This window comes from Acinetobacter sp. Q85-2, from assembly GCF_013420555.1.
Taxonomy (GTDB): Bacteria; Pseudomonadota; Gammaproteobacteria; order Pseudomonadales; family Moraxellaceae; genus Acinetobacter; species Acinetobacter indicus.
Genome location: NZ_VOXW01000006.1, coordinates 1 through 17,956, shown reverse-complemented (window position 1 = coordinate 17,956; position 17,956 = coordinate 1). Strand labels below are relative to the sequence as shown.

The window sequence follows — 17,956 nt, the reverse complement described above, 5'->3', positions numbered from 1 at the left end:
AATTTGAAGATACTGATAAAGAATAATGCATAAAAGCCCCAACATTTTAGCAAATATTGGGGCTTTTGGGGAATAAATGTTTCTAAAATTTATTGCTTCAGGATGAAACGCTCTCGGTCAGCTTGTTCCAGGCCTGGGTCATGGCCTGCTCGATACCGGCGGCATCAAGACCGGCCTGCTGCAACATCTGGCTATGTGTGGCCTGTTGCATAAAGCTGTCATCCAGGCCTAAGTGAATAATAGGCTTGACCAGCTGAGCCTTGGCCAGATATTCACTGACGGCACTGCCCGCGCCGCCCATCACTGCATGTTCTTCTACGGTTACAAACAGCTGGGTGTTTTCAGCCAGGCGTTCAATCATGGCTTCATCCAGCGGTTTCACAAAACGCATGTTCACCACTTGCACGGCAATGTCATGCCGGGCTGCAAATGCCTGTGCTGCTTCAATGGCCGGATAGACCCGGCTACCAAAGGCCAAAATGGCAATCTGCTCATCCGACTGTTCATTAAAACGCGCCACAATTTCTGCCTGACCAATCTCCATCAGGTTCAATTGCTGCTGAATTTCGACTCCAACGCCATTACCACGTGGATAACGCACCGCTGCCGGCCCCGGATAATGATAAGCCGTGTGTAGCATCTGGCGGCATTCATTTTCATCTTTCGGCGCCATGATCACCATATTCGGTACGGTGCGCATGTAGGCATAGTCATAGGCTCCGGCATGGGTTGGACCATCTTCACCGACCAGACCAGCCCGGTCGATGCCGAAGGTGACATCCAGATTTTGCAGCGCCACATCATGAATCAGCTGATCATAACCACGTTGCAGGAAGGTCGAATAAATTGCGACCACAGGTTTTAAACCTTCACAGGCCATTCCGGCGGCCAGGGTCACGGCATGCTGTTCGGCAATCGCCACGTCAAAGAAACGCTCCGGATATTGCTTGGCAAACTGCACCATGCCCGAACCTTCGCACATGGCTGGGGTAATCGCCAGCAGACGTGAATCTTGTGCAGCTTCATCGGACAGCCATTGGCCAAAAACATCGGAATATTTAGGCGCCGCTGCTGCAGACGCACTGCTGTTGATTTTACTAATGGCGTGATATTTAATCTGGTCCGCTTCTGCCGGGGCAAAGCCTTTACCTTTTTTGGTATAGATGTGGATTAAACGCGGGCCTTTACGCTTTTTCAGTGCCTGGAATACATTGACCAGTTGATCAACATCATGGCCATCAAAAGGACCAAAATAATCAAAACCAATCGCTTTAAATAAATTGTCGGCGGCATCGGTCGCAGCACAATGCAAACGTGAGGTGTAGCCCCACTCGGGATGCGGCTGGATATAGGCCTCACCAGAAGCATCAATATGCACGCTTTCGCCGCGCTGCCACAGCGCCGCCAGATGTTTGGCAAAACCGCCGGTGCTGCAGGAAATTGACATATCATTGTCGTTTAAAATGACCATTAAATCGGCCTGATGCGCCACCGCATCATTCATGGCTTCAAAGGCCATACCGGCGGTCATGGCGCCGTCACCAATAATTGCCACCACTTCGCGCTGTTGCTGCTGATAACGGCTGGCCAGCGCCATGCCCAAACCGGCAGAAATCGCGGTGGATGAATGGCCGACACCAAAGGTATCAAATTCAGATTCTTCACGGGCCGGAAACGCGGCCAGACCATCTTTGGCACGAATAGTGGTCAGCTGTTCACGGCGTCCGGTTAAGGCTTTATGTGGATAGGCCTGATGACCAACATCCCAGATCAGGCGGTCATGTGGCGTATTAAACGCATAATGCACGGCCACAGTCAGTTCGATGACCCCTAAATTGGCACCGAAATGCCCGCCACTTTGCCCTGCTGCATACAAAATGAATTGACGTAACTCATCCGCCACTTGTGCTAACTGGCTTTGCGCGAGTAAACGTAATTGTTGTGGATGATCTATGCTATCCAGCAACGGTGTTACAGGGCGTTGAGTCGGTATTTCTGTATACAACATATGTGGCAAAGCCTTCTAAAGCCTGGCAAAACCTAAGCTAGGTCAAGGGGGAGTTACTCGATCATATAGTCGAATTGTACCATCTTCAATCAGCCACATTTCTAGCGATGTAGTTTTGAGCAATGATTTCAGTCGGGCAGTGTTTAGGTGGCGTAGATTATCCTGAATAACCTCGCTATTTATCAACTATTATCGTTCGCTTTCTACAAAAAAGAAAATCTTCTGCAGAAATTCAGCAATCCTATTCTACTAATGTCTGAGCATTAGGCTATACTTTAACGCATTCATGAACAATTTAACGGGTAAAACTGTGCCTATAGAATTTGTCGCAACGTCAAGACTACCAACCGCTTTTGGTGAATTTAAAATTACTGTATTTCAAGATCCGAAAACTGGCGAAGAGCATGTTGCACTGTCTAAAGGTCTGGAACAGGCCCCGACCGAACCAGTACTGGTTCGTGTCCATTCCGAGTGCTTAACCGGGGATGCCTTTGCTTCATTAAAATGTGACTGCGGCCCGCAATTACAGGCCACCCAGCGTCTGATTAATGAAGCCGGACAAGGGGTGATTTTATATTTGCGTCAGGAAGGACGCGGCATTGGCCTGACCAACAAGATTCGCGCCTATGCCCTGCAAGATCAGGGACATGACACGGTAGATGCCAATTTAATGCTGAATCTGCCAGCCGATGCCCGTCAATATGATATGTGCAGCATTATGCTGGATCATCTGCAAGTCAAAGCGGTGCGGTTAATTACCAATAACCCGCTAAAGATTGAAGCGCTCCGTGAGCAAGGGATTAATGTGGTGGATCGCGTGCCGTTAACGGTGGGTTTAAACCCGTTTAATGAGCAGTATTTAAAGACCAAACATGAGCGTATGGCACATATGTACCAAAAAGATGACTTCTAAGTCATCTTTTTAGTTTTAAAACAATTCTTCTCAGATCTAAGGAATCCCATACCCGATATTGATTTAGATGACCGGCGACAGGGAGGTCGCCTTTCCGCTTATCTCGATTAAATGGCTTCTTTTTAAACTATTTCAAATTGGCAGACTACCTGTATCAATAACATTTCATTCTGCATGAAGGCTTTTTCTTTGTTACTTTGACGGGGCAAAGTAACCAAACCCCTTTATTTCACTGATATGGCATCCCTGCCATACAGTGAAATGGCGACCTCCCTGTCGCCGGGTCATGTGATTGAATGCTGAATTGGCTGAGATAAAAATTAAATCGTCATTGAGAAAATACGGGTACTCGGTACTTTACGTTTTAAACGCAAATCAAACGCCATACAGATATTACGTACAAACGGTTTGCCCTGCTCCGTAACCTGTAAATGATCCTCAAACAGCGTTAACAAGCCATCTTCCTGCATTTCTTCCAGCTGCTTGAGCACCTCAGGCAATTCCGGGAACTGCATCTCTGGCTCGGCCCATGAGGTCTGGAAGCTGCACATCAAATTCAGGATATGCCGGCGAATCATCAGGTCCTCAGCGGTCAATACATGCCCGCGAAATACCGGAATTTCATTCTGTTCCAGTCGCGCATAATAATCTTCCAGGGTCTTTTCATTTTGCGCAAAGCTGTACCAGCTATCACTGATGGAAGATAACCCAAGCCCAATCATCAGCTGGGTTTTGGAAGCGGTATAGCCCATAAAGTTACGGTGCAGACTGCCCTGCTGAAAAGCCTGATACATGGCATCGCTTTTCAGGGCAAAATGATCCATGCCAATTTCATGATAACCATGCGCCAGCAATTTCTTCTTGCCCTCTTCATACAGGGTACGTTTCAGTTCATCTTTTGGCACATCATCATCTTTAAAACCGCGCTGGCCATTGCCTTTAATCCACGGTACATGCGCATAACTATAAAAGGCCAGACGGTCCGGATTTAACTGGGTGGTCTGCTGAATGGTATGTAAAACATCCTCCAGATTCTGAAAAGGCAGACCAAAAACCAGATCATGCGAAATTGACGTGTAGCCAATATCACGCGCCCATTCGGTCACACGCTGCACATGTTCATAAGGCTGAATCCGGTGGATGGCTTTCTGGACCTTTTCATTATAGTCCTGCACGCCATAGCTGACCCGGCGAAAGCCCAGATCATACAGCGCTTGCAAATGTTTACGAGTGGTATTGTTCGGATGGCCTTCAAAACTGAATTCATGCTCGGGCGCGACTATGGCTTTGCCCAGAATGCCCTGAATCAGCTGCTGTAAATGGGCTACAGAAAAGAAAGTCGGCGTGCCGCCACCCAAATGGATTTCTTTAATCATCGGCCGGTCTGGCAGCAACTGGCAATATAAATCCCACTCTTTCAGCACCGCCTGAATATACGGTTGCTCCACTTCATGGCGTTTGGTCACGCGCTTATGGCAACCGCAAAAGGTACATAAACTTTCGCAGAAGGGCAGATGGATATACAGGCTGATGCCTTCGCTGGCATTGGATTCAGCAAACGCGCGTTGCAGACTTTGCTGCCAGGCCTCACTAGAAAAACTGGCCTCTTCCCAATACGGTACGGTCGGATAACTGGTATAGCGGGGTCCCGGAACATTGTATTTTTGTACGAGAGAACTGGCCGGTTTCAACATCTACATTGCTCCACTGCAATTGACCCTATGAGGTAGGCACAAGGCCCGTATTCACTATTGTGCGGAGCTTAAAACAGGAATTCAACCTAGCCTTTTGGTCGGGAATCGGGAAGCTCATGCTGTTGCCTCTTCACTTAGATCAGCCATGCGCAGCGCACAGCAGCCCTTCCCCTCTTAATTTTTTTACCAATCTGTGCTTTGATGTGCTTATTGTTTTTTATTCATGAGTGTCATCATGCAGCATCCTACCTCCGCTGATATTCAACGCGTACGTGAATTTCTCCTCGATTTACAGGCGCGCATCTGTGCCGCGTTAGAACAACAGGAACGGGCCGGCGGCGGTACGGCTGAATTTGTAATTGATGACTGGCAGCGCCCTGAAGGGGGCGGTGGCCGTTCCCGGGTCTTACAAAACGGCAGCGTGATTGAAAAAGGCGGGGTGATGTTCTCGCATATTAACATCTCCAAACTGCCTGCCTCGGCAACTGAACGTCATCCCGGTATTGCCGGTGCCAAAGCGCAGGCGATGGGTGTATCCCTGGTGATTCACCCGAAAAATCCAAATGTCCCGACCTCACATGCCAATGTGCGTTTATTTGTGGCCGAACCGGAAGGCCAGGACCCGATCTGGTGGTTTGGCGGCGGTTTTGACCTGACCCCGTTTTATCCGAATGATGAAGATGTCCTGTCCTGGCATCAGATTGCACATGATTTATGTGCACCCTTTGGCGAGCAAGTCTATGCCGAACACAAACAGTGGTGTGATGACTATTTCTATCTGAAACATCGCGATGAACAGCGCGGGGTCGGCGGTCTGTTCTTTGATGATTTAAACCAGTGGGATTTTGATACCTGCTTTGAGTATATTCAGGCGGTGGGCAATGGCTATCTGGAAGCGATTTTGCCGATTTTTAAACGCAATCAGGATAAACCTTATACCGAAGCGCAGCGTGAATTCCAGCTCTATCGTCGTGGCCGCTATGTGGAATATAATCTGGTTTATGACCGCGGTACCCTGTTTGGCCTGCAAACTGGCGGCCGAATTGAATCCATTCTGGTCAGCTTGCCCAACCTGGCCGGCTGGAGTTATCGCCCGGAATGGGATGCCGATTCCGCAGAGAAAAAACTCACCGACTATTATTTAAAGCCGCATGACTGGCTACGCGAACTACAATAAGTTTCTAAAAAGCTACCGCAAATAGCGGTAGCTTTTTTCTTGCAACATACGCTTGCAAGTCGCATACGTTTAAATATATTTGCATACACTTTTTCGCCAACTTTTCACAAGACTTTCATTTAAAGCGAGTAGACTCTATAGTCTTGGTTTAATGTGTCTGGCAAAAGATGGAATTGAGCCAGTATCGATTTAAGGAACGCTCCCATGCTGCAAAATTTCATTGCTCAACACAAAGGCCTGCTGTTCTGGCTGATTCTCAGTCTTCTAGTCTGCTCTCTCAGTATTACCTTTATTTTCGAACATCCTTTAAGTGACAGCCTGTCGATTGTGGCCAGTGTTTTTGCCCTGATTGCCCTGGTCTTTACTTCAGTCTTGCTGGTTTTAGATACCATCTTGGATATCTGTAATCCTTAAGCCGTCACAGGTTTACAGATCAGACTGCTTTATTGATCTTTTTATTTTTCTCTATTCGATTTTCTCTTCTTTTACCTTATCCCCCTCTTCCCTGCCCGACACCCGATTGTGTCGTTTTGCTTATTGGATTTATTCCAATTGTTCATCATTTGCAGGCTTTAGCCCCTGCCCGATTTGGCGTATATTGATGAGCATTTCAGCACATGGATCATGTGAAAATGCGCAAACAATTTGCCGTTGTGGGCAACCCGATTGAACAGTCCCGCTCTCCAGAACTGCATCATGCCTTTGCCGAAAAAACCGGGGTTGATCTGGTCTATCGCAAACGCCTGGCACCGCTGGATGGTTTTGAAGCCAATATTCGTGAATTCTTTGCCGAAGGTGGGGTGGGCATGAATGTCACCGTGCCGTTTAAAGAACAGGCCTTTGCCTTGTGTGATGTACTCAGCGAACGGGCCAAAACCGCCAAAGCTGTAAATACCTTGTGGATGCAAGATGGCCAGCTGCATGGGGACAATACCGATGGTCAAGGGCTGGTCGATGCCATTCGTGCGCTGAACTGGAATTTGGACAATACCGAAATTCTGATTATTGGTGCCGGCGGCGCCACCCGTGGCGTGATTTATCCGCTGGTTCAGGCCGGCGTCAAAAAAGTGGTGATTGCCAACCGTACTCTGGCGCGCGCCGAACAGCTGGTGGCTGATTTGCAGCAAGCCGTACCACAGGCCGAACTGTCCGCCATTGGTCTGGATGCACTAGCGGGCGAGTTTGACATTGTCATTAATGCGACATCGGCCAGCTTGAGTGGCGATGCTTTAATTCTGCCGGACGCGCTGCAATTTCAACATGCCTATGAAATGGCCTATGGCAAGCCCTCCAGTTTTCTGGAACAGGCCAAGGCCCGTCAGATTCCAACCTCGGAAGGCTTTGGCATGCTGGTCGGACAGGCAATTGAATCGTTTTCAATCTGGAATGGGGTCAAACCCGATTTAAAAGATTTTCTTTAAAATCTGCGATTTTGCCCAGAAAAAGAACCGATCTTGCACGGTTCTTTTTTTATGCCTAGCCTTTGGGCTGCACAATTAACCCGTATTATGATTGGATTTAATGACACAAATATGGCAACCGATTTGCCCAGATTTAAACGTCTTTGCCGCTATTAGGCTTTGGTCCTAGATCATGCTCAATTATGTTTTATTTTGTTATAATTTAAATAAATAGAATACAAAAAACAGTGGTGACAAGGGCAGGATTTTCTCCTAAATTAGAACTGATCCCACGTCTATAAGATTCTATTGATTCGCTTTTCTGACATTTTTAACTGAATTCAACATCAATGTATTTTGATGCGCAGTGTGAATAATCAAACTATCCGATCAGATAATCCAAAACTATTTTTAAATCAGGATTAATGTTATGCCAGCATATAAAGCGCCTTTACACGACATTCGTTTCTTAATGAATGAAGTGTTTGACTATCCAGCACATTATCAAACTTTGTCTAACGGTGAAGCAGCAGATCCAGAAACAGTCGACATGATTCTCGAAGGGGCGGCTGATTTTTGTGAAAATGTCCTCTCTCCTTTGAACCAGACCGGCGATCAGGAAGGCTGTCATTTTGAAAATGGCGAAGTGAAAACGCCAAAAGGCTTTAAAGAGGCTTATGACCAGTTTGTGCAAAGCGGCTGGCAAGGTCTATCTTATCCTGAACAGTACGGCGGTCAAAACCTGCCAATGTCGTTAAACCTGATTAAATCTGAAATGATGGGCACCGCCAACTGGTCATTTCAGATGTATCCGGGTTTAAGTGTGGGCTGTATCAACACCATTATCCAGTACGGTACAGACGAACAAAAAGATACCTATCTGCCGCATCTGGTGGCAGGCACCTGGTCAGGAACCATGTGTTTGACCGAGCCACAATGTGGTACTGACTTAGGTCAGGTGAAAACCAAAGCGGAACCGCAAGCCGATGGCACTTATGCCATTTCAGGCACCAAAATCTTTATTTCTGCCGGTGAACATGACCTGACCGAAAATATTGTCCATATTGTGCTGGCACGTTTACCGGATGCTCCAGCCGGCACCAAAGGCATTTCCCTGTTTATCGTACCGAAATTCCTGCCATCTGCAGATGGTGGCGTGGGTGAGCGTAACCCGGTGACCTGTGGTTCAATTGAACACAAAATGGGGATTCGCGCGTCAGCAACCGCAGTGCTGAACTTTGACAATGCGGTGGGTTATTTAATTGGCGAGCCGAACAAAGGCCTGCATGCCATGTTCACCTTTATGAATACTGCCCGTATTGGTACCGCGATTCAGGGGATCTGTCATGCGGAACAGGCCTTCCAGGGCGCTTTACCGTATGCCAAAGAGCGGATGTCAATGCGTGCTCTGTCCGGTAAAAAAGATCCGGAAAAAGTGGCCGATGCCATTATTCACCATGCCGATGTGCGCCGTATGCTGCTGACGCAAAAAGCTATTGCTGAAGGTGGTCGTGCCATGATTTATCATGCTGCACAAATTGCCGACAAAATGACCGATGCACTGGAGCGTGGCGATACTGCTGCCTTTGAACAACATGATGATCACCTCGGTTTCTATACTCCAATTCTAAAAGGCTTCCTGACTGAAATGGGCTATGAAGCAGCCAACCACGGCATGCAGGTTTATGGCGGTCATGGTTATATCAAAGAATGGGGCATGGAACAGATTGTACGTGACTCGCGTATCTCGACCCTGTATGAAGGCACCACCGGTGTACAGGCGCTTGACCTGATTGGCCGTAAAGTGCTGCTGACCTCAAAAGGTAAAGTGATTCGTGACTATACCGCAGAAATTCTGAAATTCTGTGGTCAGCATGCCCGCAATAAATACATGCGCCGTTTTGCCTGGGACTTAACCAAGCTATGCGCGCAGTGGAATGCCCTGACTGTACGGATCATGCTGGCAGCACGTAAAGACCGCGATATCGTCTCAAGTGCCTCTGTCGACTTCCTGATGTTCTCGGGTTATGTGATGATGGCTTACTTCTGGGCACAGCAGGCGGCCGTCGCATCGGCCAAACTGGCATCGAATGATGGCGCAGAAACCCCAGAGTTCTACAAAGCGAAAATCAAAGTGGCAGATTTCTACTTTGAACGCTTATTGCCACGTACTCAAGGTCATGCCGAAGCGATGGTCAATCCATCTAAAACCATGACGGCATTAGCACCGGAACATTTTAGCTTCGACTACTAAGTCAAAGCCAAAAAAGAAAAGACCGCGCAAGCGGTCTTTTTTATGAGTACTGTAAAGCAGTGAATATCCTAAGCGAAGGTTTTGGATTGTTATAAAAACTCTTCCAGCACCGAATTTAAAAACACATGCCCCTGTTCGGTACAGGCCAGCCGACTGGCATCTTCCACCAGCAACTTGCGCTGACGTAGTGAGGTTAATACCGGTGCCAAATCATCCAGACTTAAACCGGTACGTTCTACATAAAGTTTCGCATCGACTCCAGCATTCAGGCGCAGTGCATTCATCATAAACTCAAACGGCATCTCCTCAGCGGTAATCCGTTTGAACTGTCCATGCTCGGCCGGCACCTTAGCCAGATAATCTTTTGGCAGGCGGGTTTTCTGGAAACGGTATACCCCATCTGGTCGGGTGACTTTGCCATGCGCACCAGCGCCAATCGCCAGATAATCGCCAAATTGCCAGTAATTCAAATTATGTGCCGAAGGTCGCTCCTTCCGCCACGCCGATACTTCATAATTGATAAAACCATTGGCCTTTAAATAGGCCTCACCCTGTTCCTGAATCGCTTCCAGCACTTCATCGACCGGTAACACCGGCTGGGTGCGGAAAAACACGGTATTCGGTTCAATGGTCAGCTGATACCAGGAAATATGGGTTGCGCCCTGCTCGACCGCCAGTTTTAAATCATTTAAGGCCTGTTCCAAAGTCTGCTCCGGCAAACCATGCATCAAATCGACGTTAATGCGCTGAAAGCCGGCCTCACGCGCCAAGTGAATCGCTGAAAGCGCATCACTCTGACTATGAATCCGGCCCAGTTTTTGCAGATGATCGCTATTAAAACTTTGCACCCCAATTGACAGGCGGTTAATTCCCGCCGCCAGATAACCGGCAAAAGGATCATGTTCAATGGTGCCCGGATTGGCCTCTAAGGTAATTTCGCAATCGTCTTGAAACGGCAACAGCGCTTTAAGCTGTGCAAACAGCCATTGATAACCGGCTGCTGAAATCAGCGATGGCGTCCCACCGCCAATAAACACACTGTGAATTGCACGACCCTGGGCAAATTCCAGCTGCGTATTAAAATCGGCGACCAAGGCTTGTAAATAGTGCTGCTCCAAATCCAGTGACAGTTTGCCATCCGGGACGGCATGCGAGTTAAAGTCACAATACGGACACTTGCGCACGCACCACGGCATGTGAATATAGAGGGACAAGGGCACAGACGCAGGATTCAATTCAGCCAAGGAACAAGCTCAAAAACAGCAAAGGAAGATGCATATTTTAACATGACTGCATCATGACACCGATAAAATCTCACAGCGAATCCCGCTACACTAGAAAAAATTACAGAAGAATTAGCGTGTTAGAATGATGAAAATATCTTCGCAATTACTGCTTTTAATGCCGCTGGCCATGGGGATCGGGATTGCCATGACCCTGCAAACCGCCATCAATACCCAGCTACGCGAATATTTATATTCTCCTTTGCAGGCTGCCCTTTTCTCGTTTTTGGTTGGTACAATAGTGCTGGCTATTTTGGTGTTTTTTCAACAGGTTCCCAAACCCAATCTGCACGAGATCGTCCATTTGCCCTGGTATATGTGGCTGGGCGGCGTGTTAGGGGTCTATGCCATCAGTTTAAGTATTTATGCAGCACCGAAACTCGGCTATCTCACCCTGACCGGTTTAATCCTGTTTGGCCAGATTGCCATGTCGATGCTGGTCGATCATTTTGGTGTCCTGGGCACAGAAAAAGCACCCATCAACTGGCAACGTCTTCTGGGTGGCGTGGTGATTTTTATAGGTGTGCTTCTCACTTTACAACGCTAATCGCTCTGTTCTAAGCACATGATGAATATGGGTAATAACTGTGGCTACGCTTGGCAACACACGTTTTGAATTAAAACAACTGTTCCGTTTAATGATTCCGATTCTGGTGACGCAATTTGCCCAGGCCGGTCTGGGGCTAATTGATACCATTATGGCCGGTCAGTTTTCACCGACCGATTTAGCCGCAATTGCAGTTGGTGTGGGACTCTGGCTTCCGGTGATGCTGCTGTTTAGTGGCATCATGATTGCCACCACGCCGCTGGTGGCCGAGGCCAATGGTGCGCGTACACCGGAAAAAATTGCCACCATTGCCCGGCAATCGTTATGGGTGGCGTTTATTTTGGGCTGGATTGCCTGCCTAATTCTACAGCTGGCGCCGCTGTTATTGCCGCTGCTTGGAGTACCAGAAAGCCTGCAACCGAAAGCCGGACTGTTCCTGCATGCCATTGGGTTTGGTATGCCGGCAGTGACCATGTATGCTGCGCTACGTGGCTATTCCGAGGCGCTGGGTTATCCACGGCCGGTAACGGTCATCAGTCTGCTGGCGCTGGTGGTACTGGTGCCGTTGAACCTGATCTTTATGTATGGTTTAGGGCCACTGCCTGAACTGGGCAGTGCCGGCTGCGGCTTTGCCACGGCCATTTTACAGTGGCTGATGTTTATTACCCTGGCGCTGTATATTTCCAAAAGCAGCGCCTACCAAAGCACCCAGATTTTTACCCGCTGGGAACCCATCGACCGTTACTGGATGAAACGGATTTTAATGCTCGGCCTGCCGATTGGTTTGGCAATTTTCTTTGAAGTCAGTATTTTCAGTACCGCGGCCATTGTGATTAGCCCCTTAGGGGAAACACTGGTGGCGGCGCATCAGATTGCCATGTCGGTGACCTCACAGCTGTTTATGATTCCGATGTCTCTAGCCATTGCACTGACCATCCGCATTGGCACCTATTATGGTGAAAAAAACTGGGCTGCCATGCGCCGCGTGCAGTATTTGGGGCTGATTACCGCAACCCTGCTGGCCTTTATGACCATGAGTTTTATGTGGCTGTTCCGTCCGGAAATTATTTCGATTTATACCTCGGATGTCGATGTGGCACAGGTGGCGATGTATCTGCTGCTGTTTGCAATTGCCTATCAGTTGATGGATGCCTGGCAAATTAGTGCAGCCGGCTGTTTGCGCGGTATGCAGGACACCAAAGGCCCGATGTGGATTACCATGCTGGCCTACTGGGTCATTGCCTTTCCGGTCGGGGTGTATTTTTCCCGCTTTGGCAGCATGGGCGCGGCCGGGGTCTGGGTCGGCCTGATTGTCGGCTTGAGCGTGGCCTGTGTACTGTTGCTGATCCGGTTGTATATGAACAACCAGCGCCTGAGTCAAAGCAGCTAAGCGATTCGCCTCCCATCATCTCTAGCCGGCCATTACCGCCGGCTTTTTTATTTGTAGTATGCAGTGAAATTGCTTATTAACAATTTAAAGTAGGCTTTTCACCCAACTGCCGGTATGCTCAAGGCAGATAGTCAAGATGATCTTAAGGAACCTCGCATGGCAAAAACGGCTAGTACACCGGGTCGTCGCTTTATGAAACTGGCCAGTATGACCGCCAGTATCGCCACCAAAACCGTTTCCAATTCAATTAAAAACTTTTCTGCCGATGACGAGCAGAAGAATGCCGCACGCAGCAAACTGTTTCAGGATATTGGTATCCAGATTGCCGATACCTTGGGAGAAATGAAAGGTGCGGTCATGAAAGTGGGGCAAATTGCCTCGCAATATAAAGATATTTTCCCACCAGAAGTGGCGCGGGCCATCAGCAAATTACAACGTCAGGCACCGCCCATGCCTTTTGCCGAAATTCAGGCACAAATCGAAAAAGAACTGGGCAAGCCCCTCGCGCAGATTTTCCAGCATTTTGATGAAACCCCATTTGCCGCCGCGTCCATTGGCCAGGTACATAAGGCAATTTTGCCGACGGGTGAACAGGTGGTAGTGAAAATCCAGTATCCGGGTGTCGATAAAGCCTGTGAAAGTGACCTGAAACAGGTGCGCTTGGCCTTGCGTTTAATGGGTGTGTTAAAAATTGACCGTAAATTGCAGGACAAACTGTTCCAGGAAATTCAGGACAGTCTGGACAATGAACTGAACTACCAGATTGAAGCACAAAACCTGGAAGTGGCACGTACCTTCCATCAGGCGCTGGACAGTAAAATTATTATTCCGCAGGTCTTTAAGGACTATTCGACCCGGCATATTTTAACGTTAAGTCTGGAACAGGGTGACAGTATTGAAACCGCCAGCCAGTGGCCACTGGCGACCCGGAATGAACTGGGACGCCGGCTGTTTCGCGCTATTGGTCAGGAAATTTTCTATCTCAAGCGTTTCCACTGTGACCCGCATCCGGGTAACTTTGCCTTCCGTGAAGATGGCAGCGTGATTATTTATGATTACGGCGGTGTGAAGACCTTGTCCAATGACATTGTGCAGCATTTTAAAGCGCTGATTCAGGCCGGCCGTGCCCAGAATATTGCCTTAATGGAACAGGAACTGACTGCCCTGCACTCCCTGTCCGAGCAAGGCAAATTCCCGCCAGAACTGTATCAGGCCTGGCTGGAAGTGCTGATGCGCCCTTTGACCACCGATTATGATTTTGCCGAAAACTCGGCCCATCATGATGGTATGGAACTGATGAAACCCTCGTTAAAATATTGGGATGTATTCAAGCCATCACCCGATACCTTAATGGTCAACCGTACGGTATCGGGTCATTACTGGAACCTGATTCATTTAAAAGTGCATGACAATTTAAATGATCTGTTTGAAGAACTGGTTCCACCACACGCTTAAACCATATATTAAAAACCACACTGAGCCCGAATGACCCATTCGGGCTGACTTTACTTATTATTTGTTACGTTATAACATTACACAATTCAACAAACATGAGGAATTGTTATGCGTCCAGAGATCCATCCCGAATATCAGGAAGTGCTGTTTCACGACACCAATGCCGATGCCTATTTTATTATTGGCAGCACCCTGAAGCCGCAGCAGACCAAGGAATATCAGGGCAAAATCTATCCCTATATGACTTTAGATATTTCCAGTGCTTCGCATCCGTTTTATACCGGTGAGCAGCGTCAGGCCAGCAATGAAGGCCGTGTCGCCAGCTTCAATAAACGCTTTGCCCGTTTTAAACGCAGCAAGGACTAAGCCGCGCAGTAGAAAAAAATTGGCATACACATCCTTTATGAAGTCTAGACCTTTATCTCCAGCTAGGCTTCATTTTTTTATTTTATGCAGTTGATTTTCCTGTTTTTTATTTCGTATTTAATAGCACCTGAAACAGATAAAAACCCACCGCCAGACAGAGCACACCCAAAATCACACTTGAGATCACATACATTAACGCCACGCTGGTGTGTCCCTGTTTCAGCAATTGAAAGGTTTCCAGCCCAAAACTGGAAAAGGTGGTAAAGCCGCCTAAAATTCCGACCATCAAAAACAGTCGCAACTCCTGTTGTAACACCGGGAACTTTTGGCTGAAGGCAAAGAATATTCCGGCAGCAAAACAGCCGAGCAGATTCACCGACCAGGTCGGCCAGGGAAATAACACACTGGGCTTAAATAGCCACAAACTCAGGCCATAGCGCAGACTCGCCCCAATTGCTCCACCCAATGCCACCCAAAGCCAATTCATGTCGTGTTGATTCCCATGTGTATAACTGCCATTTTATCCACAAGTTGGGCCAAAGCGCAGATTTTTTCATCTGCCGGGTGCAAAAATTGAGGCCGAAATAGGCTAAACCCCTGCGAAAAAACATGCTATTGTCGCAGGGCTTTTACCAATTTTTTCTATGGATTGAGAACATGATGGCTCAAGATTTATTGGCCCAGCTGCATGCAGGCAAAGCGAACTTTGCCGATGTAATTGCCTATATTGATGCACGTTATACCCACACGCCAACTGCGTTTAGCAATGGCCAGCAACACAATGCGGCCACTGAAAACCAGGGCAGCGCCAAAGTGCTGAGTTTTGCCAAATTAAATGGCTTAGACCACGCGCAAACCTTAAGCCTGTTTGCTGAACACTATGCGGCGGTACTGGCCACGCCTGAAGCCACCGATCATCAGAATATCCGCCAGTTTATGCAGCAAGGTTGGGCTGGTGTACAGTTTGAAGACGAAGCGCTGACAGCCAAATAAGCCTTAAAAAACAAAAACCTCTAAAACAGAGGTTTTTTTATGCCTGATGTTCAGGGCTTAAGCCACGCGCACCCGGCATTTCCATTCTGCCAAGGGAAGCGGCTCTCCCGCCCTGGCCTGTTTTAAATGAATCAGTCCTTCACCCACCTGAACCGCACGAAAACGGAAGGTTTTTTCTCCAGCGGCATTTAACTGCGCGGAGTCATGCTGAGCATTTTCTGTATCCGCGTGTAGATACAAGGTTTCCAGCTTAAAGATGGACGGATGTTGCATCACCGACCAGTGATAGCCGGTGGCTGGATTTTCTGCCAGACGCAATTCCAGGGTTTCCCCGATCTTTAAGTTTAACAGTGCCGGACATTGCTGATCGGCATGATAAACATGAGTACCATCGACCGGGGTACTGACACTGCCACAACCGCTGAGGGTCAACAGCCCCAGCCAGCTACAGAGAATGAGCGTCTTGCTATGATTCATCCACCTATGATTCATCAACATTCCCCTGGCGCTACATTTTACCCATCAGGCCACATTAACTACGTTTTACTTTTTCAATCCACTGGATTGAACTGACCCGGAACACTTCACAGGCACCATCACCGGTATCGGTCGGGGTGAGTGACGACGTCCAGACCATATCTTTGTCTTTAACTTCCACCAGTTCCCCGCTTAAACGCACCAGATCACCACGTTTGACCTGTTTAATCTGTTTGGCAATGTTTGGATTGGCCGGAATGATGTGCATATTGGAAACCATCTGCATGGCCTGCTCTGCCGGCACCGGTAAACGATCCATTTTCCAGTTTAAATAGCGGTCGTACTGATTTACCGTAATATGCCGGGCAATTTCCGGCTCTGCAAACAGGCCCCAGCTCACGGCATAATCAATCGGAGAAAACTTGGCCTGTTCATCATCGGTATAGGTTTTTGAACCTAAAATCCGGAAATCACCACGAAAGGACTGCAAGACCGAAATCGACTGATCGGCAGATGCCGGCGCTAACCCTTTGGCAATATTATAGTCGACCGATGCCATGGCACTGGTCTGTAATAGGGCGGCCGTCATAAGCGAAATAAGTCCAAAGCGCAGCTTCATGAGATTCTCAGATCCTTCAGTCAGAACAGATATATCTTTGATGTTAATCGATGTTGATCAGCAGAAAATAAAGAAATGGTAAGAAAATAGTTACCTTTGGTCTCATTTTTGTCTTTGCCTGCGCGGCTCAGTTAAAATAAACATAGATTAAATAAAAATATGTGATTTCAATGCTTTATAAATTCTATCAACAGCATATTTTCCCACACCTGCTGAATCAGGTGATGCAGACGCCGAGCCTGATGGATTTACGCCGTGAATTGCTGCTGCCAATTGAGGGTGAGGTACTGGAGATTGGCTTTGGCACCGGGCTGAATTTACCCTTTTACCAAAATGTCGATGTAGTCTATGCGCTGGAGCCAAACCTGGAGATTTTCCAGCTGGCCGAAACACGGATTCGTGACAGTGCCATTCTGGTGGAGCATCTGGCTGGCAAAGCTGAGCAGCTGGATTTTGCCGATAATCGTCTGGAGCATGTAGTATCAACCTGGACCTTATGCAGCGTGCAACAGATTGAACAGTGTCTGGCCGAAATTTATCGGGTACTGAAACCGGGTGGTTGCCTGCATCTGGTCGAGCATGTGCTGCATCCTGAAAATTTATATATTCAACGCTTGCAGCATCTACTCACGCCGCTACAAAAACGGCTGGCGGATGGCTGTCATCTCAACCGCGATCTGGCGCTGCTGTTACAGCAGGCCGGTTTTGAACAAAACTAAGAGCGCATTCTCGCTCTTTTAAGGGCGAGTTAGCTCTTTTTTAATGACATGGACTTTTTAGCATTTTTTTCTGACGTTGGTATTCTTTGTTCTTCAATGTATTTTTTCACTACATCCAAACTTGCGCCACCACAGGATACAGCGCAGTAACTAGGCGACCAAAAGTGATTGCCCCATAGTTTTTCCTTAACTTCATCCCAAAATGAACGCCTTAAAACATAAGAACTTTTCCCTTTCAGTTTTCCAACTAGGTTGGAAACTGAGTGCTTTGGATGAACACTTACAAGCAGGTGGATGTGATCATCTTCACCATTAAACTCAATAAGCTCACAATCCATTTGCAAACAGGTTTCTTCCATAATCTCTTTTAGGGAGGAAAGCATGTCTTTTGTTAATACATCTCTTCTGTATTTCGTAACAAATATTAAATGAACAATGTTTTTATAAATGCATGATCTACCTGTTCTCCACTCGTACATCTTATCCTCATACTAGATTTACTTTAACCTTATTTTAAGCTAAAATAACCTCAATACCTAGAGGTTTTTCAATTGCTAACAGGCATCCAATTAAGAGCATACCCAACACAACATCAAAAGCTGATTTTAAGTCAGTGGATGGGTTGTGCTCGTTTCGTTTGGAATGCCAAATGCGATGAGGA

At 47.6% G+C, this 17,956-nt stretch carries 19 protein-coding genes; 12 read left to right on the top strand and 7 right to left on the bottom strand.

From position 1 onward, the window contains the following. Positions 1-97 precede the first annotated feature (97 nt). Positions 98-2,008, bottom strand: coding sequence for a 1-deoxy-D-xylulose-5-phosphate synthase (gene dxs, locus FTT68_RS04440; protein WP_104471546.1), 1,911 nt, complete (start codon positions 2,006-2,008; stop codon positions 98-100). A 310-nt stretch (positions 2,009-2,318) separates the two neighbouring features. Between dxs and ribA the strand changes: the two genes are divergently transcribed. Then, entirely contained in the window at positions 2,319-2,921 is a 603-nt protein-coding gene (gene ribA / locus FTT68_RS04435; protein WP_034598236.1) for a GTP cyclohydrolase II, read from the top strand. Positions 2,922-3,241: 320 nt separating this feature from the next. Here ribA and hemN read toward each other — a convergent pair whose 3' ends face one another. After that, positions 3,242-4,615, bottom strand: coding sequence for an oxygen-independent coproporphyrinogen III oxidase (gene hemN / locus FTT68_RS04430; RefSeq protein ID WP_180175226.1), 1,374 nt, complete (start codon positions 4,613-4,615; stop codon positions 3,242-3,244). Positions 4,616-4,850: 235 nt separating this feature from the next. Here hemN and hemF point away from each other — a divergent pair, with 235 nt between their 5' ends. The 4 genes from hemF to FTT68_RS04410 all read left to right on the top strand — a co-directional run bounded on the left by hemF (position 4,851) and on the right by FTT68_RS04410 (position 9,446). Further along, the gene (gene hemF / locus FTT68_RS04425) at positions 4,851-5,792 is read left to right on the top strand and encodes an oxygen-dependent coproporphyrinogen oxidase (RefSeq protein WP_005180340.1); all 942 of its coding nucleotides are present in this window, start codon (positions 4,851-4,853) and stop codon (positions 5,790-5,792) included. Positions 5,793-5,996: 204 nt separating this feature from the next. Beyond that, complete coding sequence (locus FTT68_RS04420) at positions 5,997-6,206, top strand: hypothetical protein (RefSeq protein WP_016658513.1); 210 nt, start codon at positions 5,997-5,999, stop codon at positions 6,204-6,206. A gap of 218 nt (positions 6,207-6,424) precedes the next feature. Further along, positions 6,425-7,213, top strand: a complete 789-nt coding sequence (gene aroE, locus FTT68_RS04415; protein ID WP_075168246.1) for a shikimate dehydrogenase — start codon at positions 6,425-6,427, stop codon at positions 7,211-7,213. A 409-nt stretch (positions 7,214-7,622) separates the two neighbouring features. Then, the gene (locus tag FTT68_RS04410) at positions 7,623-9,446 is read left to right on the top strand and encodes an acyl-CoA dehydrogenase C-terminal domain-containing protein (RefSeq protein ID WP_005180348.1); all 1,824 of its coding nucleotides are present in this window, start codon (positions 7,623-7,625) and stop codon (positions 9,444-9,446) included. 89 nt (positions 9,447-9,535) lie between these two features. On the opposite strand, the gene hemW is transcribed toward FTT68_RS04410, so the two are convergent. Then, complete coding sequence (gene hemW / locus FTT68_RS04405) at positions 9,536-10,690, bottom strand: radical SAM family heme chaperone HemW (protein ID WP_180175225.1); 1,155 nt, start codon at positions 10,688-10,690, stop codon at positions 9,536-9,538. A 127-nt stretch (positions 10,691-10,817) separates the two neighbouring features. Between hemW and FTT68_RS04400 the strand changes: the two genes are divergently transcribed. The 4 genes from FTT68_RS04400 to FTT68_RS04385 all read left to right on the top strand — a co-directional run bounded on the left by FTT68_RS04400 (position 10,818) and on the right by FTT68_RS04385 (position 14,487). Beyond that, entirely contained in the window at positions 10,818-11,276 is a 459-nt protein-coding gene (locus tag FTT68_RS04400) for a DMT family transporter (protein ID WP_016658510.1), read from the top strand. A gap of 91 nt (positions 11,277-11,367) precedes the next feature. Then, the gene (locus tag FTT68_RS04395) at positions 11,368-12,666 is read left to right on the top strand and encodes an MATE family efflux transporter (RefSeq protein WP_075168245.1); all 1,299 of its coding nucleotides are present in this window, start codon (positions 11,368-11,370) and stop codon (positions 12,664-12,666) included. Between the two features lie 156 nt (positions 12,667-12,822). Then, a complete protein-coding gene (locus FTT68_RS04390) occupies positions 12,823-14,121 on the top strand; it encodes an AarF/ABC1/UbiB kinase family protein (RefSeq protein WP_180175223.1) in 1,299 nt (432 codons plus the stop codon). Positions 14,122-14,229: 108 nt separating this feature from the next. After that, the gene (locus FTT68_RS04385) at positions 14,230-14,487 is read left to right on the top strand and encodes a type B 50S ribosomal protein L31 (RefSeq protein ID WP_016658507.1); all 258 of its coding nucleotides are present in this window, start codon (positions 14,230-14,232) and stop codon (positions 14,485-14,487) included. Positions 14,488-14,593: 106 nt separating this feature from the next. Here the strand turns inward: FTT68_RS04385 and crcB are convergent, their stop codons facing one another. Continuing rightward, a complete protein-coding gene (gene crcB, locus FTT68_RS04380; RefSeq protein WP_127799299.1) occupies positions 14,594-14,974 on the bottom strand; it encodes a fluoride efflux transporter CrcB in 381 nt (126 codons plus the stop codon). Between the two features lie 173 nt (positions 14,975-15,147). On the opposite strand from crcB, the gene FTT68_RS04375 reads away from it, so the two are divergent. Further along, positions 15,148-15,480 carry a HopJ type III effector protein gene (locus tag FTT68_RS04375; protein ID WP_180175232.1) on the top strand — a complete coding sequence of 111 codons (333 nt, stop codon included), beginning with the start codon at positions 15,148-15,150 and terminating at the stop codon, positions 15,478-15,480. 57 nt (positions 15,481-15,537) lie between these two features. On the opposite strand, the gene FTT68_RS04370 is transcribed toward FTT68_RS04375, so the two are convergent. After that, positions 15,538-15,957 (bottom strand): protease inhibitor I42 family protein, encoded by a 420-nt coding sequence (locus FTT68_RS04370; RefSeq protein ID WP_225876381.1) that lies wholly within the window; start codon positions 15,955-15,957, stop codon positions 15,538-15,540. A 55-nt stretch (positions 15,958-16,012) separates the two neighbouring features. Next, a complete protein-coding gene (locus tag FTT68_RS04365; protein ID WP_370459245.1) occupies positions 16,013-16,546 on the bottom strand; it encodes a hypothetical protein in 534 nt (177 codons plus the stop codon). 200 nt (positions 16,547-16,746) lie between these two features. On the opposite strand from FTT68_RS04365, the gene FTT68_RS04360 reads away from it, so the two are divergent. Then, positions 16,747-17,295 carry a class I SAM-dependent methyltransferase gene (locus FTT68_RS04360; protein WP_104488148.1) on the top strand — a complete coding sequence of 183 codons (549 nt, stop codon included), beginning with the start codon at positions 16,747-16,749 and terminating at the stop codon, positions 17,293-17,295. 29 nt (positions 17,296-17,324) lie between these two features. Here FTT68_RS04360 and tnpA read toward each other — a convergent pair whose 3' ends face one another. Then, the gene (tnpA, locus tag FTT68_RS04355) at positions 17,325-17,774 is read right to left on the bottom strand and encodes an IS200/IS605 family transposase (RefSeq protein ID WP_163146281.1); all 450 of its coding nucleotides are present in this window, start codon (positions 17,772-17,774) and stop codon (positions 17,325-17,327) included. A gap of 72 nt (positions 17,775-17,846) precedes the next feature. Between tnpA and FTT68_RS04350 the strand changes: the two genes are divergently transcribed. Then, positions 17,847-17,956: helix-turn-helix domain-containing protein (locus FTT68_RS04350; protein ID WP_180175222.1), on the top strand; the 110-nt coding region annotated here is incomplete at its 3' end.

What these genes read in the sequence shown, in the direction of transcription:
- dxs (WP_104471546.1), bottom strand. Translation starts at nt 2,008, where the DNA reads ATGTTGTATACAGAAATACCGACTCAACGCCCTGTAACACCGTTGCTG.
- hemN (WP_180175226.1), bottom strand. Translation starts at nt 4,615, where the DNA reads ATGTTGAAACCGGCCAGTTCTCTCGTACAAAAATACAATGTTCCGGGA.
- hemF (WP_005180340.1), top strand. Translation starts at nt 4,851, where the DNA reads ATGCAGCATCCTACCTCCGCTGATATTCAACGCGTACGTGAATTTCTC.
- FTT68_RS04420 (WP_016658513.1), top strand. Translation starts at nt 5,997, where the DNA reads ATGCTGCAAAATTTCATTGCTCAACACAAAGGCCTGCTGTTCTGGCTG.
- aroE (WP_075168246.1), top strand. Translation starts at nt 6,425, where the DNA reads ATGCGCAAACAATTTGCCGTTGTGGGCAACCCGATTGAACAGTCCCGC.
- FTT68_RS04410 (WP_005180348.1), top strand. Translation starts at nt 7,623, where the DNA reads ATGCCAGCATATAAAGCGCCTTTACACGACATTCGTTTCTTAATGAAT.
- FTT68_RS04400 (WP_016658510.1), top strand. Translation starts at nt 10,818, where the DNA reads ATGAAAATATCTTCGCAATTACTGCTTTTAATGCCGCTGGCCATGGGG.
- FTT68_RS04395 (WP_075168245.1), top strand. Translation starts at nt 11,368, where the DNA reads ATGATTCCGATTCTGGTGACGCAATTTGCCCAGGCCGGTCTGGGGCTA.
- FTT68_RS04390 (WP_180175223.1), top strand. Translation starts at nt 12,823, where the DNA reads ATGGCAAAAACGGCTAGTACACCGGGTCGTCGCTTTATGAAACTGGCC.
- FTT68_RS04385 (WP_016658507.1), top strand. Translation starts at nt 14,230, where the DNA reads ATGCGTCCAGAGATCCATCCCGAATATCAGGAAGTGCTGTTTCACGAC.
- crcB (WP_127799299.1), bottom strand. Translation starts at nt 14,974, where the DNA reads ATGAATTGGCTTTGGGTGGCATTGGGTGGAGCAATTGGGGCGAGTCTG.
- FTT68_RS04375 (WP_180175232.1), top strand. Translation starts at nt 15,148, where the DNA reads ATGGCTCAAGATTTATTGGCCCAGCTGCATGCAGGCAAAGCGAACTTT.
- FTT68_RS04370 (WP_225876381.1), bottom strand. Translation starts at nt 15,957, where the DNA reads ATGAATCATAGCAAGACGCTCATTCTCTGTAGCTGGCTGGGGCTGTTG.
- FTT68_RS04365 (WP_370459245.1), bottom strand. Translation starts at nt 16,546, where the DNA reads ATGACGGCCGCCCTATTACAGACCAGTGCCATGGCATCGGTCGACTAT.
- FTT68_RS04360 (WP_104488148.1), top strand. Translation starts at nt 16,747, where the DNA reads ATGCTTTATAAATTCTATCAACAGCATATTTTCCCACACCTGCTGAAT.
- tnpA (WP_163146281.1), bottom strand. Translation starts at nt 17,774, where the DNA reads ATGTACGAGTGGAGAACAGGTAGATCATGCATTTATAAAAACATTGTT.